Origin of the sequence: Thiothrix sp. (assembly GCF_028714775.1) — a bacterium.
Classification (GTDB): domain Bacteria; phylum Pseudomonadota; class Gammaproteobacteria; order Thiotrichales; family Thiotrichaceae; genus Thiothrix.
The window spans coordinates 138,693-153,730 of the sequence record NZ_JAQTLS010000006.1 but is presented as its reverse complement, the minus strand read 5'-3'; the positions used below and the strand labels follow the sequence as shown (position 1 = coordinate 153,730).

The following is a 15,038-nucleotide window of genomic DNA, read 5'->3' as shown; positions in this document are numbered from 1 at the left end:
TCTCGACCTCCTCAAAAAGTCACTCACCATAAGACAGGAAATCGGCGACAAATCCGGCGAAGGCACGACCCTCAACAATGTCGCTGGGATTTACCACGAACGCGGCGACTACGACACCGCTCTCGACCTCCTCAAAAAGTCACTCACCATAAGACAGGAAATCGGCGACAAATCCGGCGAAGGCACGACCCTCAACAATGTCGCTGGGATTTACCACGAACGCGGCGACTACGACACCGCTCTCGACTTCCTCAAAAAGTCACTCGCCATTCAACAGGAAATCGGCGATGTGGCGGGTCTGTGCGTGACTTTATTCAACATGGGGCATATCCATTTGCAAAATGAGGAAGCCGCAGAAGCCGTACAAGCATGGGTAACGGTTTACGGCATCGCAAAAAAGACCAATCTGGCAAATGTGCTGCAAGCATTGGAAAGTTTGGCAGGGAACCTTGGCTTACCGGGCGGGCTACAAGGCTGGGAAATGCTGGCGCAGCAGATGAACGAAAGCGAATAACGCGGGAAATGCGGTTTCCTCCTCCCTTCACCCCTTGCGGGGGAAGGGCTGGGGATGGGGGGAAGTAAAGGCGAAGCTTTTACCCCTTACCGATAAGAATCAACCGAAGGACACGAACACACCAAATTCCGATCCCCGTACACATTATCAATCCGGTTCACGGTAGGCCAATACTTCGCCGTCGGGCTAACACCCTGCGGGAACACCGCCTCGGTCTGGCTGTAAGGGCGTTCCCAAGCATTCACCAAATCATCCAGCGTATGCGGCGCATTCACCAGCGGATTATTGTCCGCAGGCCACACACCCTCCTGCACCTTGCGAATCTCTTCCCGAATCGCGATCATCGCATCGCAAAAACGGTCAAGCTCCTCTTTCGGCTCGGATTCAGTCGGCTCGATCATCAGCGTCCCCGCCACCGGAAACGACATGGTAGGCGCGTGGAAACCGTAATCCATCAAGCGTTTAGCGATGTCCGACTCATCAACGCCGGAAGCCGCCTTCAACGGACGAATGTCGATAATGCACTCATGCGCCACCCGCCCATTCGCCCCCCGGAACAGCACCGGATAATGCTCAGCCAAGCGTTGCATGATGTAATTGGCGTTCAAAATCGCCATCTCCGTCGCCCGCTGCAAGCCCGCCGCCCCCATCAACTTGATGTACGCCCACGAAATCGGCAAAATCGCCCCACTCCCATACGGCGCAGCCGACACCGCACTATTCCCCAGCGCAACCCCATCCGGCGGAGTCACCGCATGGCTGGACAAGAACGGAGCCAAATGCGCCTTCACCCCAATCGGCCCCATGCCAGGGCCACCGCCGCCGTGCGGAATCGCAAAGGTCTTGTGCAAGTTCAAATGCGACACATCCGACCCCATTTTGCCCGGTTTCGACAAGCCCACTTGCGCGTTCATATTCGCGCCATCCATGTACACCTGCCCACCGAACTGATGCACAATGTCGCAAATTTCCACGATGTCCTGCTCAAACACCCCATGCGTAGACGGATAAGTCACCATCAAGCACGCCAAATTCGCCGCGTGTTTTTCCGCCTTGGCACGCAAATCCGCCACATCCACGTTACCGTTCGCGTCGCACTCGACCACCACCACCTTCAGGCTCACCATTGCCGCCGAAGCCGGATTCGTGCCATGCGCCGAACTCGGAATCAAACACACATCCCGATGCCCCTGCCCAATACTCGCCTGATAACGGCGGATCGCCACCAGCCCAGCGTATTCGCCCTGCGCCCCCGAATTCGGCTGCATCGAAATCGCATCATAGCCAGTGATTTCCACCAACCAATCTTCCAACTCCTTGATCATGGTGCGATAACCCACGGTCTGCTCCTGCGGCGCAAACGGGTGAATATCCGCAAACTCTGACCAAGTAACCGGCATCATTTCCGTGGTCGCATTCAGCTTCATGGTGCAAGAACCCAGCGGAATCATCCCATGCGTCAACGAAAAATCCTTGTTCTCCAAACGTTTCAGGTAACGCAGCATTTCAGATTCAGAATGATGCGTATTGAACACCGGATGCGTCAAAAACTCGCTGCTACGCTTGTAACCGGATGGAATCCCGCTGAAACCTTCTGCCACAACCGCAGCATCCAGCGCATCCACATCCAAGCCATGCCCAGCACCCAGCAACACATCGAACAGTTCGGCGATGTCAGCACGAGTCTTACGCTCATCAACGCTGATACCAATCTTCCCGTCAGGGAAATGACGGAAATTGATCGCATTCGCTCCCTGAGCGAAGTCGAAGGGAGCAGCCACCACCACCGTATCAAACCACGTATCATTCAGCAGCGTCACACCCTTCTGCTGCAACCCTTTGGCAAGGATATTCGTCAGCCGATGAATCCGTCCCGCAATCGTCTTCAAACCTTCCGGCCCGTGATACACCGCATAAAATCCCGCCATATTCGCCAGCAACGCCTGCGCCGTACAAATATTGGAAGTCGCCTTCTCCCGACGAATATGCTGCTCACGGGTCTGCATCGCCATGCGCAACGCCTGCTTGCCGTGACTATCAATCGAAACCCCGATCACGCGCCCCGGCATGGTGCGCTTGAACGCATCCTTGGTCGCAAAAAACGCCGCATGAGGCCCGCCGAAACCCATCGGCACACCGAAACGCTGTGAGTTACCGACCACGACATCCGCGCCCATTTCGCCCGGTGCTTTCAACATCACCAACGCCATCAGGTCAGATGCCACACACACCAAGGCTTTTTGCGCGTGCGCCTGCTTAATCAAGGCTTCCAGATCGCCGACTTCGCCCGTAGTGCCAGGGTATTGCAACATTGCCCCAAACACTTCGTGCTGCGCCAGCTCGGCATACGGGTTGCCGATAATGAGTTCAAAACCAAAATAACCAGCCCGGGTTTTCAGCACGTCGATAGTCTGCGGATGCACATCCGCACCCACAAAGAATTTGTCCGATTTGAGCTTGTTGGAACGCTTGCACAACGTCATCGCTTCCGCCGCCGCCGTCGCTTCATCCAACAACGAGGCATTGGCAATGTCCATGCCCGTCAAATCCATGACCATTTGCTGGTAATTGAGCAAGCCTTCCAGCCGCCCTTGGGAAATTTCCGGCTGGTACGGCGTATACGCGGTGTACCAACCGGGGTTTTCCAGGACATTACGCAAAATGACCGGCGGCACGAGCGTGTCGTAATAGCCCATGCCGATGTACGACTTGGCAACGGTATTTTGCCCCGCCAACGCTTTGAGGTAAGCCAAGGTTTCGGCTTCGGTGCGGCTGCCATCCAGTGCCAGCGGCGCTGGCAAGCGGATGCTCGCAGGCACAGTGCTGTCAATCAGCGCATCCAGCGAGTCTGCGCCCACGGTTTGCAGCATCGCGGCGGTATCGGCTTCACTGGGGCCAATGTGGCGGGCAATAAAATCGTCGTGTTGTTCAAGTTCGTACAAAGTTGTCATTCAATCGCTACCTTATCTTATTCTTCCGCTTCTGCTTGGTACGCTTCCGCATCCAGCAGTTCGTCCATCGCATCTTCGTCATCCACGCGCATCACGAACATCCAGCCATCGCCGTAAGGGTCAGAATTGACCAGTTCCGGGGAATCTTGCACGGCTTCGTTCACTTCGACGATCACGCCGGGGACTGGCGCGTAAATGTCGGAAGCGGCTTTCACAGATTCCGCTACCGCGCAGCCATCTTCCGCACCGTATTCTGTGCCGACTTCTGGCAATTCGATGTGTACCAGATCGCCCAGCAATTCTTGCGCGTGGTCAGTAATGCCAACGGTGACAGTGCCGTCGCCATTGTCGCGTACCCATTCGTGGGATTTGGTGTATTTCAGGTCAGATGGGATATTGCTCATAAATAACTCCAAAAACTTAATTCAAAACAGATTTGCCATTGCGTGCGAAGACAGGTTTTACCACCTTTGCCGGATGCAGTTTGCCGCGAATATCGACTTCGCAAGTGTCACCGCAAGCTGCCGGAATACGTGCCAGCGCAATTGCTACGCCGAGTGTAGGCGAAAATGTGCCGCTGGTGGTTTCTCCTTCACCCGCTGCGCAAACAACTTTCATGTGGCTGCGTAAAACACCTTTGCCTTCCAGCACCAAACCGACGAATTTTTGCGGTACTCCGGCGGCCTTCTGTGCTTCCAACGCAGCACGCCCAATAAAGTTACGGCTTTCTGGCTTCCAACCGATTGTCCAACCCAAGCCGGAAACCAGTGGGGACGTGGTTTCGTCCATGTCCGTGCCGTACAGGTTCATGCCCGCTTCCAGACGCAAAGTGTCGCGTGCGCCCAGACCAATGGGTTTTACCCCAGCAGCCAGCAATGCATCCCAGGCTTCGGGGGCTTGCGCGTGCGGGATTATGATCTCGAAACCGTCTTCGCCCGTGTAACCTGTGCGGGCGATAAACCAATCACCGAGGTAGTCGCCGTAGAAGACGCCCAGTTTGCTGGCTACTTCCGTATGGCTTTCCGGCAACATACCCAATACCCGCTCACGGGCAGTCGGGCCTTGTACGGCAATCATCGACAAGTCATCACGTTCGGTCAGGGTAGCGTCGAAAGGTGCGATTTGTTGCTGCATCCACGCGATGTCTTTTTCACGGGTGGCTGCGTTCACCACGATGCGGTAGGTGGTATCGGAAAAGTGGTACACGATCAGGTCGTCAATCACATTGCCTGCGTCGTTCAACATGCAGCTATACAGCGCTTTGCCGTGTTCCTTGAGTTTTTCAACGTTGTTGGCAAGCAGGTGCAGCAGGTAGACCTTTGCACTGGGGCCTTCGAGGTCAAGCACGGTCATGTGGGATACGTCGAACATGCCCGCGTCAGTGCGGACGATGTGGTGTTCTTGCAGTTGCGAGCCGTAGTGGATGGGCATTTCCCAACCCGCGAAATCGACCATTTTCGCACCGGATTCAAGGTGCTTGGTGTAAAGGGCAGTACGTTGCATTTAGTATTATTCCAAGGTGTTAGGCACAAAAAAAGGGCGGCAGGTCGCTTGAACCTGCCGCCCCTCTGTCCTGTTACCTGAGAGATTCCTTGCCGGGTGGCAAGTTACTACCCTTCGGTGAGCGCATCCGCGCTGCTCTCCAGAGTCAGATATAGTCCTGACAGTCCTTTTGCCTGAGCGTTTCCGGGCGGAATTGCGCCTTCGGCGTTTGTCTGCACCAACGTCTAACGTGGGCGGGCAAAGCTCTTCTGCCAGTTTTTACTGAATGCGGGGCATTGTAGCGGATGCAATGCCACGGGGAAAGCGCTTTACGCTACGCTTGATCTGTATGGCTTCTGACGCTATTTACCCTACTTTTAATGGTGCAATCCCCGTTTGGCGACCGCGTTTATCGTAGCTATAGAGCAACCCGCCTTTCTGCACGCTAACACTTTGGGGCGTATAAGCTTTCAGCCCGTCATCCGGGCAACGACCCGGCGCGGAAATGGAAGTGACTGCCATACCGTCTTGATCATAAATATAGATGAGCGTGCCTCGCTGCACGGCTTTACTGATTGACATATTCAATATCCTTTGAATGATTTTTGTGGATAATCCGGTTAAAAACCTTTTTATATTTAGTGCTATTCTAACGTTTAAACAGACCCGTGCATATTGATATAAGTCAAACGGTGGAAGATCACAACCAAAGTGTAACAGTCTTTCAACGGGTAGCCAGCCCACGCACAATCTGGCTTGCCAAGTCATTAACTAGGCTGCTCTGGGCATCAACAATACTACCGATACCGCTGCTGCCCACCTTGCGTTCTAGGGCAATGGGTTCGCTGGATACTATCCGCCCATCCGTTGCTGCCTGAAGTTGCCATAAGCCGCGCAATACCGCTTTCCCACCGACTGCCCCATCAAACTGGTTGAGCTTTACCACGACTTGATACTGCGGAGTCTGGCTAATATCCCACGGAATGGTTTGCACCCGTGTTGCAGGCAAACGCAGCGACAATTGCTGCACCAATGCCCGCAGGAATTCATCTTCCAGTTGCCCACCCCACAAATGGGTGTCTGAAACTTCCACGGTGGTGGCATCTTTGCGGAGTACCATGCCCTCGCGGTCAAGCAAAGTGGGCAGGTCGATTGGCCCTACACCCAAACTGTGAATCCGCTGGGAAACATCCGTGGCGATTTCCGCACCCGCCGTATTACTTGCCAACGTGTGATACAGCGTCGGGGAGCTGGAACAAGCGGCTAACGACAAAGCCATTGCCAGCGAAAATAGGCGTATAGCGTGCATGTTTAGTCTCCTTTCTTGCCACGGAGCAGCGAACTGGGCTGGCGTTGCAGGGTTTCAGTCAAGGAACGTACCGAGCGTGAAGCCGCCGTGACTTCCTCCAGCATTTCCTGCAACTGGTACTGGGTTGGGGAATTCTGCGCGGTCAGCCGGTCAAGCTGTAGCATTGACCCTTGGATTTTTTGCAAGGTAGCGCTTAAATCACGGGTTACGGTTGGCAAAGTTTTTTGGTCGACCGTATTAATCGCAGTTTTAGCAGCCTTCACTGCCTGTTCCGCCTCGACCAACACATTGTTAAGGTTATCAACGGCTTTATCCAGCTTACCGCTTTTCACCAGTTTTTTGATGCCATCCAGCGTTTCCTGCAAACTTGCCATAATGTCAGTTGCCATCGCAGGCAGGTCATCCAGCGCGGAAGCCACTGTCGGGAATTCGCTGTAGAATTGGGTGGAAATAATCTGTGCCGGTTCCGGTTTTTTCTCCATGCTCAAGGTAATCAGCTTTTGCCCGGTTAGCAGGCTGGCGGTGTCCAGTTTGGCACGTAAACCCTGCTCGACCATTTTACGCATGGCAGTTTCTGCATCGCCTTTTGTCAACGTTTCATTGAATTGTTGCGGCTGGATAGAAACCAACACGGGGATGCGCACCTCCAAGGTTTTGGCATCCATTTTCATGTCAATATTCTCGACCTTCCCCACAGGAATACCTTGGAATTCGACCGGCGCACCGACTGCCAAACCGCGCACAGAGCCGCCAAAATACATGACGTAATATAATTTCTGGCTATACTGCTTTTCTTGCGTAGCATCAAAGTTCCGGTAGAGGATGAATTCGCTGCTGTCCTTACTGGCCTCCCCCGGTGCAATCGACTTAGGCGTTTCAAAGGCAATCCCGCCGATCAGCAGGGAGGTAAGCGACTCCATGCGGAATTCTGCACCCGCTGCGCCCACTTTGAATTCCGCCCCACTGGCATTCCAGAAACGGGTATTGGTGCGTACAAAATCGTAGTAAGGGTCGCGGATAAACACTTCCAGCCTTACCTGATCTTGTGCCGGTAACAGCTTGTAATCAATAACTTCACCGACTTGAAGTTGTTTGTAAAACACGGGTGCGCCGACATCCATTGACCCTAAAGAATCTGACAGCAGGAAGAAACGCTTGCCGTTTTCAGATGGGGCAATCACTGGCGGGCGGTCTTCGCCTTGATAAAAGCTTTGGTCATCGGTATTCGTGCCGGGATCCATACCAATATACGTGCCGGAAAAGAACGTAGTCAGGCCAGATACGCCCGAACGGTTAATGCGCGGGCTAACCACCCAAAAACGGGCGTCACTACCAAGATGCGAGCCGATTTCCTTATTCAGTTCGATATGCGCTTCAATGTATTTCAGGTCGTCACTTAGCTTGAGTTTTTTTAATTTCCCGACGGTAACAGCTTTATAACGCACTTCGGTTTTGCCGGATTCAATCCCTTCGGCATTGGCAAACTGGACAATCACGGTCGGGCCTTGCTGATACCAAATTTGGAAGAGCAACCAGCAACCAATCAGCAAAGCCGTCAAGGGAATCAGCCAAACAGGTGAAGGCCAGCGCTGTTCACGCACATTAACGTCCGGTAAATCTTCTGTGTATATTTCGACGTTATTCATTTATCCCGTTCCTCTTGCCGGGTAATATCCCAGATCAGATGCCCATCCAGTGTTTTGGCGGCAAACATGGTCAATACCACCACGGCTGCAAAAGAAAAGCTGCCGGAATTGGCTTCCACCCTCGCCATATTGCCAAACTGCACCAAGCCGGTCAGGATGGCAATAACAAACACATCCACCATCGACCAACGCCCTACGTGCTCGGTAATTTTGTACAGACGCATCCGGTCAAGCTGACGCCAGTGGGATTTGCGTTGGATACTGATGAGCAAAAAAGTGAGCGTAATCAGCTTCATCAACGGCACGACAATACTTGCGGCAAACACAATCAGCGCTAACGGCCATTGACCAGACCCCAACAAACGGAAAACCCCGCTGAGAATGGTATCCGGCTGCCCTGCCCCCAGCGAATAATAACTCATGACTGGCAAGGTGTTCGCCGGAATATAAAGCAATGCAGACGCGATCAACAATGCCCACGTCACTTCAATGCTGTTATTGTGTTCGTGCAAGCGCAATTTAGCACCACAACGCGGGCAGCGCATGACCTCGTGCTTGCCCAAAACGGCAGGTGGATGGCTCAAACCAGCACAGGTACGGCATTGGATTAGACCCGCCTCGCGGGCAGTTTGCGGCTTAGTTTGTGGGTACACGTTTGTCCCGCCCCAACTCACGCCAAACGACAAATGGTTCCAACAGGGAGGTCGCAGCCGTCATTGTCACCACCAGCCCCGCAAATGACCACAAAGCCGTCCCCATAATCAAGGTTGCCATATCCCCCAGTTTTACCATTGCCACCAGAATCCCCAACATGAACACTTCCAGCATCCCCCACGGCTTCAACTCACGCATCCAGCGGAAAAGCACAATTGCCAACGACGGCTCCCAACGATAACGGATGGTCAAGAGCACAATCAATAAGGCCAGCAATTCAAACAAGGGAAACACGATGGTATTGAGCACGATCAACGCTGCTAGGACATGATACCCCCCATCCCAGAAGGCGATGCTTGCCCCCAGCAGGTGAAATTCCTGCTCTATACTCTGCGCCCGCAACCCCAGTAACGGCAACCAGTTGCTCAAAATGAACAATACCAGCCCTGCCAAAGTCAGTGCCAATACAGATTCCAGCATGTGGGGACGGTTGCGGTAAAGGACTGAACCACAACGCTGGCAAGTCGCTGTCTTTCCGGGAGCAACGGGATTATAGCGGTGCAATTGCCCGCATTCCTGACACGCTACACAGGAAGAATAATCAATCATTAAGTTTTCCGATTTTAACCCACTCCAGTATAAGATAAATACAGCTAAGCGACAGCCAATAAAAATTACTGGTCAGCATATCACACGGGAAGTTTGCGGATTAGCGGGGACGGCAGGCGGTAATGCCTAAAAAGGGAGGGTGTTGCGGCGGAAAAGTGATGATGGTGGGCAATACCACTGCATTGCCCACCATCCCTAGATGGCTTATTTAGCCTTGTTTTTTACTTCTGCATCCAGCATTTGGACTAACTGATCAGCCGGACGGAAACCGGGGATCATCATGCCATCAGCCGTGACCAGCGCAGGCGTACCGTTAACGCCCAACTTTTGACCCAGCTCAAACTGTTCGGCAACTGGATTGGTGCAATCTTTAACCGGAACATCCTTGCCATTTTTCATATTGGTCATGGCTTCTTGTTTGTTGTCTGCACACCAAATACTAACCATTTTTTTATACGTTGGTGAACCAACGCCAGCACGTGGGTAAGCCAAGTAACGTACCGTAACACCCTTGTCGTTCAGTGCTGGCACTTCTTTGTGCAGCTTGGCGCAGAATGGGCAGTCAACGTCAGTGAAGGCATACAGGACGTGCTTTTCTTCGCCCTTGGCTTTGAATTCAATGCTCTTGCTCGCATCAATTTTACCCATGACTGCCTTGCGGTCGCCAGAGCGGGACAATTCAGTCAGGTTGCTTTTGCTTTGTGCATCAATCAGGTCGCCAGCGAAAACGTAGTGCGCATCAGCACTGACATAAATCATTTCGCCGCCAAACTTGGCTTCAAACACGCCCGCGACAGGCGTTGCTTTCAAGGAATCAGGAGCGCCGCCAAAAATAGGCTTCATTTTTTCTGCCAAGTCAGCAGGCACGGTGCTATCTGTTTGAGTCGTGGTCGGTGCAGGTGCGGCAGCAGCAGGTGCGGCAGCAGCAGGCGCAGTTGCAGCGGCTACCGCAGGCGCAGCTTCTTCAGCTTTCTTTTCTTCGGCAACAGCCCAAACGCTTGCCAGCGCAACGCTGATAGCTACGCCCAAAATCAATTTTTTATACATGGTTTCTCTTTCCTGAATCAAAAATACCGTATCAGTAAATCAGTTATTGTGTAATCAGCCAAGGTTTGCAACCTTACCACGCTTGCTTAAAGCTGTACACGTCCCCCCACTCAACCAGCGTTCTGGTATTAGGATTGGATTTCTGACCACGGTAATCCCTGAAAGTGCCTAAAAGCGGCAGCTTTCACACCCCGCCGCTATGCACCGTCTCATAGTAGACCTTCTCAAGTTCATTCTTGTGCTTGGTTTCTTCATTGGCAAGGTACAAAAACAGGTCGTGGATCGCTCCCGGTTCTGTGCTTTGCGCCAGTGAATGATACTGCTCCATCGCCGCATGTTCGCGCTTCAACGCATACTGTAGCACGGCCTGATCATCCGGCTGTTCGCCGAGATCGGGCAGGTGGATGCAGTCGGAAAACTTGTGATCGTTGACCGGGCGTTCCACTTCGGTTTGCAGTTGCTGCTCAAGGTCATCACGTTCCGCCATTTGGGTAAACAGGTCGTAGTGGCGCTGTTCTTCTTCCGCCAGCTCCTGCACCAGATAGCGGAGATTTTTCTGCACCTTAGGAGCTAGGGCTGCGTAGAAATCGCGGGCGGTGCGTTCAAATTCGGTGGCGACTTCCAGAATGTCCTTGAGGGTGGTTTTGCTTTTCAGCCGTTCGATGCTGGCTTCGCTCATGATTTTGCCTCCTGCTGGGTGAATACGCTGTCGATACTGATTGCGACGCGATGTCCGTCAGCAACGGCGTTGATGACATCCGGGCCTTTGACGCAATCGCCTGCTGACCACAGCCAGTTTTCGGAAGTGCGTCCGTTGGAGTCGATCTGGATGCGACCACGGTTCCATTCCAGCTTTTCGGTGAGTTCGTTGCCGAGTAGGCTGACATCCGCCATCTGCCCGATGGCTTCCACGACCATTTCACCTTCGTGGATTTGCTCGTCAGATTCGTCGTATTGGGGGGCGAAACGGCGCTCTGCGTCGAAAATGGACAGCACTTTCCAAGTTTTTAGACCAAGCAATTTGCCGCTATCGTCGATGACGCAGGCTTGCGGGCCACGGCTGTCGAGGATATTGATTTGCTCTTCCAGCGATTCCTTGATTTCCACCGGATCGGCAAGGAAATGTGCCTTGTCTTCCAGTGCGGTCAGGGTTACGCGGATTTCGCCGTGCTGCTGCAATTGCAGGCGTGCCATGCTGCGGGCAATGTCCATCGCCACGTTGCCGCCGCCGATCACGACCATGGATTTGGGCGCTTCGATCTTTTCACCCGTCGTAATCTGGCGCAACAGGTCAACCGCTTTGCGTACCTGCGGATGATCCGAACCGGGGATACGGGTGGAACGTCCCTGATGCAGGCCGATTGCCAACATCACCGCATCGTAATCGCTTTGCAGTTGCTGCATGGCAATGTCCGTGCCGACCCGCTGGTTGTATTGGATGTCGACACCCATTGCGGTAATCACGGCAATGTCCTTGTCCAGTGCATCATAGGGCAGGCGGTATTCGGGGATGCCGTAGCGGGTCATGCCGCCCGCAGCCGCTTGTGCTTCAAACACCGTAACCGCGTGGCCTTTGCGGGCAAGGTCAAACGCAGCGGTCAGGCCAGCGGGGCCTGCACCGATAATGGCAACTTTCTTGCCGGTGGGTGCAGCGGGTTTGCCGATCAGTTCAAGGACTTTTTCCTGCGGAACCTGATCAATGATGTGGCGTTTGAGCCAACGAATGGCAATCGGGTCGCCTTCGTGCCGTGCCGCACAGGAGTCCTCGCAACGGTGGGTACACACCCGCCCGCACACCTGTGAAAACGGGTTGGTTTCATAGAGCAATTGCACGCCACGTTCGTAGTCGCCGTCACGCACCGCCTTGATGTAGTCGGGAATTGCCATGTGCGCCGGGCAAGTGGCAATACACAAGCCGCAGGAAACGCAGCGGTCGGCTTCCAGTTTGGCCTGTTCGATGCTGTAACCGTCGACGATTTCGGTAAACGAGCCGATACGTGCTGCCGGTTCCAACTCCGGCATTTCGACCCGTTCGCCCGGTGTCAGGTGTTTTTCAGCATGGCGCTGGTAGCCCAGTTCAGCATTGTCCCAATGCTTTTTGTCCACACCGGGGGTGAAGCGGAACAGGTCGGGGTTGCTTTCCACCCATTTGTATTCGTTGGACATGGTGAGCGAGCCGGTCATGCACACATCCACACACAGCGCACACCAGCAGCAACGCCCGTAGTCAATGCGCGGGCGCAAGCCGGAATCGCCTAGTTTGGCGGGCACGCCGGACACTGGCAACATGTCGATTGCACCGTTCTGGCAGATGGTTTCGCACGTCCCACAGCCGATGCACTTGTCCATATCGTTTTTGTGGAAGCCGCGATAACGTGCCGCACCGGGGCGTTCATTGAGCGGGTCGGCAATCGTCACCGGATCGCGGAACAGGTTTTTCCACGCAGTAAACGGGGAAAGTACGTCACGGATACTCATCGTTCGATCTCCGGTGGATAGGTGTGGAGCGACACCAGCAAGGCGGCGACATCGGAAATATTGGCGTTGACGACCAGCCGTTCAAATAGCGCAATCGAGTGCGTGTAGGATGGCCCGCGCACATTGACGCGGCGCGGATAGCCGCTGCCATCGGTGACGAGGTAATAGCCGTATTCGCCGCGTGAACATTCGCCACGGATGTAGGTTTCGCCACGCGGGATTTTCCAGTGCAGCACGTTGGGCAGCTTGGTCATCACCGCACCCGACTTGGGCATCTTCACCAGAATTTGCCGGATCAGGTCAATCGACAGCAGTAGGTCACGGCGGCGCACATCAGCACGGGTGTAAATATCGGAATCCTTGCCCGTCACCGCCTCAAAGTCGAGTTCGGGGTAAACCAGATAGGGCTGGTCTTTACGCACGTCTTTGGCAACTCCGGCAGCACGGGCGTTAGGGCCAGTAATGCCGTAGCTGTCGAGCAGTTCCGGGGCAATGATACCCACGCCAACGGCACGCTTTTTGAACACGGCATTGTGGAACATGACCCGTTCGACATCACCCAGGGTGCTTTCGATTTCTTGCAGGGTTGTTTCCATACGGGCGGCAAAGCCTTCCGGCAAATTGTCGCGCACCCCGCCGGGGATAATGAACATGTGGTAAATACGTGCGCCGGTCAACTCTTCAAAGCGGTCGAGCATCAGGTCACGCACATAGGTTGTCCATTGTCCGATCACGCCTTGCCCGAATGCACCGGCTTGTCCGCCAAGGTACATCAGGTAGCTGTTGATGCGCCCCATTTCCAGAATCAGGGTGCGAATCCAGTGGGCGAGTTCCGGCACTTCCAGCCCGGCAAGTTCTTCCACGGCAGCAGCGTAACAGTATTCGTTAAAATCGGGTTCGGGTACGCAGATGCGGCAGACGATGGGGAAGCACTGCATGAAAGTGCGGCGTTCCATCAGCTTTTCAAAGCCACGGTGCAGGTAGCCGACGTGGGTTTTGCCTTCCACCACTTCGTCGCCGCACACAGTCAGTTCGATGGCCATATTGCCGGTAATGCCGGGATGCTGCGGGCCTTGCCACAGCTTCAGGTATTTGCCGGAAGCAAGGTCAATGTCCAGCGTGCCATCGGCTTTCTTTTGCGGGTATTGGCTGCGGTCTGGTTGATAGGCCATCTCAGTCTTCCCCGTAGAGTTGTTGTTTCATATGCTGTGCCGGGTCGCGGGTTTCACGTCCGGGACGGTCGCGGTAATTTTCCTGCGCATACTTGAGGGTATCGAAATCACGCCGGTAGGGCGGGATGTCTTGCCAGCCTTCCAGAATGAAGTCCTCATGCAGGCGCGGGCTGTCGGGGAAGTCGATGCCGAACATTTCGCGCAATTCGCGTTGGTAAGTGGCAGCCGCTGCCCACAGGTCGTGGATGCTTTCCATCGTGGCATTGTCGCGGGCAATCAATACCCGCAAGCCCACATCCTGCCGTTTGGCGCGGTTGTTCAGCAAATAGGTGAGCTGGAACTGACCGTCTTCCAGCCAGTCCACGGCGGTCAGCAGCACCAGATGGGTGAAGCCTTCCTGATCACGCAGATGCCGCAACAGTGCGTGCAACCGTACTGCTTCCACGGTGATAAAGGCCAAGTCATCACGCTGCTTGGTAAATTCGCCCAGCAGGAAGCGTGGTTTCAATGTGTCGTAAAGTGCTTGCATAACCATCACCAGTTGTAGTCCGGCATATCCCAGTCGTGGATGACGCTTTTCTGGTTTGCCTTGTACCATTCAAAGTTCTCGGCATACTGGTTAGCGCCTTCCGCCTTGCCTGCGCGGATCAGCTTTTTCAGGTCTTCAAAACCTGCCAGCAAGGCTTCCGGGCGTGGCATACAGCCAGCGATGTACAGGTCAACCGGCAAGTAATCATCCAGCCGCTTGATGGTGTTGTAGGAATCCCAGTACATGCCGCCGTTAATGGTGCAAGAACCCAAGCCCACCACGTATTTCGGGCTTTGCATCTGCTCGTATGAGCGGATCACACGCTTGAGCGTTTTGGTGGACAAATAGCCAGAAATCACGAACAGATTGGCCTGCCGGGGGGTAGGCCGCCACTGGATGCCGTAGCGGTAAGCGTCGAAACGCGGTGTCATCAACGGGCGCATTTCAATCGCGCCACAACCCGTGCCGAACCCCAGAATCCAGATGGATTCGGAACGCGCCCAGTTGAACAGCTTTTCAATGATGGCGGTGTAAGCCGGGGTCTGTACCGTGGGGCCTGCCTCACAGTAATAGTCACGCAACGGCTCGACTTCAAACTCGACCCCATCCGGCCCTTTGACCATGCGTTTAAGTAATTCTTCTTTCAT

At 54.2% G+C, this 15,038-nt stretch carries 15 protein-coding genes and 1 riboswitch; of the genes, 1 reads left to right on the top strand and 14 read right to left on the bottom strand.

The genetic code is table 11. The features are described 5' to 3' along the window. Window positions 1-514: tetratricopeptide repeat protein (locus PHE17_RS07130; protein WP_301015135.1), on the top strand; the 514-nt coding region annotated here is incomplete at its 5' end. Window positions 515-600: 86 nt separating this feature from the next. Here PHE17_RS07130 and gcvP read toward each other — a convergent pair. From gcvP to PHE17_RS07060, 14 genes are all read right to left on the bottom strand, one after another. Beyond that, a complete protein-coding gene (gene gcvP / locus PHE17_RS07125) occupies window positions 601-3,465 on the bottom strand; it encodes an aminomethyl-transferring glycine dehydrogenase (protein ID WP_301015134.1) in 2,865 nt (954 codons plus the stop codon). Between the two features lie 17 nt (window positions 3,466-3,482). Beyond that, on the bottom strand, window positions 3,483-3,869 hold the full coding sequence (gcvH, locus tag PHE17_RS07120; protein WP_301015133.1) for a glycine cleavage system protein GcvH: 387 nt from the start codon (window positions 3,867-3,869) through the stop codon (window positions 3,483-3,485). Window positions 3,870-3,885: 16 nt separating this feature from the next. Continuing rightward, the gene (gene gcvT, locus PHE17_RS07115; RefSeq protein WP_301015132.1) at window positions 3,886-4,968 is read right to left on the bottom strand and encodes a glycine cleavage system aminomethyltransferase GcvT; all 1,083 of its coding nucleotides are present in this window, start codon (window positions 4,966-4,968) and stop codon (window positions 3,886-3,888) included. A 151-nt stretch (window positions 4,969-5,119) separates the two neighbouring features. After that, a riboswitch (glycine riboswitch) is annotated at window positions 5,120-5,229 on the bottom strand. Window positions 5,230-5,313: 84 nt separating this feature from the next. Further along, window positions 5,314-5,529, bottom strand: coding sequence for a hypothetical protein (locus tag PHE17_RS07110; protein ID WP_301015131.1), 216 nt, complete (start codon window positions 5,527-5,529; stop codon window positions 5,314-5,316). Between the two features lie 142 nt (window positions 5,530-5,671). Then, on the bottom strand, window positions 5,672-6,256 hold the full coding sequence (locus PHE17_RS07105; protein WP_301015130.1) for a PqiC family protein: 585 nt from the start codon (window positions 6,254-6,256) through the stop codon (window positions 5,672-5,674). A 2-nt stretch (window positions 6,257-6,258) separates the two neighbouring features. Next, complete coding sequence (locus PHE17_RS07100) at window positions 6,259-7,902, bottom strand: MlaD family protein (RefSeq protein ID WP_301015129.1); 1,644 nt, start codon at window positions 7,900-7,902, stop codon at window positions 6,259-6,261. After that, window positions 7,899-8,555: a paraquat-inducible protein A gene (locus PHE17_RS07095; protein WP_301015128.1), complete on the bottom strand. Its 657-nt coding sequence runs from the start codon at window positions 8,553-8,555 to the stop codon at window positions 7,899-7,901. The genes PHE17_RS07100 and PHE17_RS07095 overlap by 4 nt, the downstream gene beginning before the upstream one ends. Beyond that, window positions 8,539-9,165 (bottom strand): paraquat-inducible protein A, encoded by a 627-nt coding sequence (locus tag PHE17_RS07090; RefSeq protein WP_301015127.1) that lies wholly within the window; start codon window positions 9,163-9,165, stop codon window positions 8,539-8,541. The genes PHE17_RS07095 and PHE17_RS07090 overlap by 17 nt, the downstream gene beginning before the upstream one ends. 204 nt (window positions 9,166-9,369) lie before the next feature. Then, entirely contained in the window at window positions 9,370-10,212 is an 843-nt protein-coding gene (locus tag PHE17_RS07085; RefSeq protein ID WP_301015126.1) for a DsbC family protein, read from the bottom strand. 184 nt (window positions 10,213-10,396) lie between these two features. Beyond that, window positions 10,397-10,891: a ferritin family protein gene (locus PHE17_RS07080; protein ID WP_301015125.1), complete on the bottom strand. Its 495-nt coding sequence runs from the start codon at window positions 10,889-10,891 to the stop codon at window positions 10,397-10,399. Beyond that, complete coding sequence (locus tag PHE17_RS07075) at window positions 10,888-12,690, bottom strand: FAD-dependent oxidoreductase (protein WP_301015124.1); 1,803 nt, start codon at window positions 12,688-12,690, stop codon at window positions 10,888-10,890. The genes PHE17_RS07080 and PHE17_RS07075 overlap by 4 nt, the downstream gene beginning before the upstream one ends. Continuing rightward, on the bottom strand, window positions 12,687-13,862 hold the full coding sequence (locus PHE17_RS07070) for an NADH-quinone oxidoreductase subunit D (RefSeq protein WP_301015123.1): 1,176 nt from the start codon (window positions 13,860-13,862) through the stop codon (window positions 12,687-12,689). Before PHE17_RS07070 ends, PHE17_RS07075 begins: the two co-directional genes overlap by 4 nt. 1 nt (window position 13,863) lies before the next feature. Then, window positions 13,864-14,391, bottom strand: coding sequence for an NADH-quinone oxidoreductase subunit C (locus PHE17_RS07065; protein WP_301015122.1), 528 nt, complete (start codon window positions 14,389-14,391; stop codon window positions 13,864-13,866). Between the two features lie 5 nt (window positions 14,392-14,396). Beyond that, window positions 14,397-15,038 carry an NADH-quinone oxidoreductase subunit B gene (locus PHE17_RS07060; protein ID WP_301015121.1) on the bottom strand — a complete coding sequence of 214 codons (642 nt, stop codon included), beginning with the start codon at window positions 15,036-15,038 and terminating at the stop codon, window positions 14,397-14,399.

Coding starts and splice junctions, on each gene's coding strand:
- PHE17_RS07105 (WP_301015130.1), bottom strand. CDS start 6,256: ATGCACGCTATACGCCTATTTTCGCTGGCAATGGCTTTGTCGTTAGCC.
- gcvH (WP_301015133.1), bottom strand. CDS start 3,869: ATGAGCAATATCCCATCTGACCTGAAATACACCAAATCCCACGAATGG.
- PHE17_RS07060 (WP_301015121.1), bottom strand. CDS start 15,038: ATGAAAGAAGAATTACTTAAACGCATGGTCAAAGGGCCGGATGGGGTC.
- gcvT (WP_301015132.1), bottom strand. CDS start 4,968: ATGCAACGTACTGCCCTTTACACCAAGCACCTTGAATCCGGTGCGAAA.
- gcvP (WP_301015134.1), bottom strand. CDS start 3,465: ATGACAACTTTGTACGAACTTGAACAACACGACGATTTTATTGCCCGC.
- PHE17_RS07100 (WP_301015129.1), bottom strand. CDS start 7,902: ATGAATAACGTCGAAATATACACAGAAGATTTACCGGACGTTAATGTG.
- PHE17_RS07080 (WP_301015125.1), bottom strand. CDS start 10,891: ATGAGCGAAGCCAGCATCGAACGGCTGAAAAGCAAAACCACCCTCAAG.
- PHE17_RS07065 (WP_301015122.1), bottom strand. CDS start 14,391: ATGCAAGCACTTTACGACACATTGAAACCACGCTTCCTGCTGGGCGAA.
- PHE17_RS07085 (WP_301015126.1), bottom strand. CDS start 10,212: ATGTATAAAAAATTGATTTTGGGCGTAGCTATCAGCGTTGCGCTGGCA.
- PHE17_RS07090 (WP_301015127.1), bottom strand. CDS start 9,165: ATGATTGATTATTCTTCCTGTGTAGCGTGTCAGGAATGCGGGCAATTG.
- PHE17_RS07070 (WP_301015123.1), bottom strand. CDS start 13,862: ATGGCCTATCAACCAGACCGCAGCCAATACCCGCAAAAGAAAGCCGAT.
- PHE17_RS07075 (WP_301015124.1), bottom strand. CDS start 12,690: ATGAGTATCCGTGACGTACTTTCCCCGTTTACTGCGTGGAAAAACCTG.
- PHE17_RS07110 (WP_301015131.1), bottom strand. CDS start 5,529: ATGTCAATCAGTAAAGCCGTGCAGCGAGGCACGCTCATCTATATTTAT.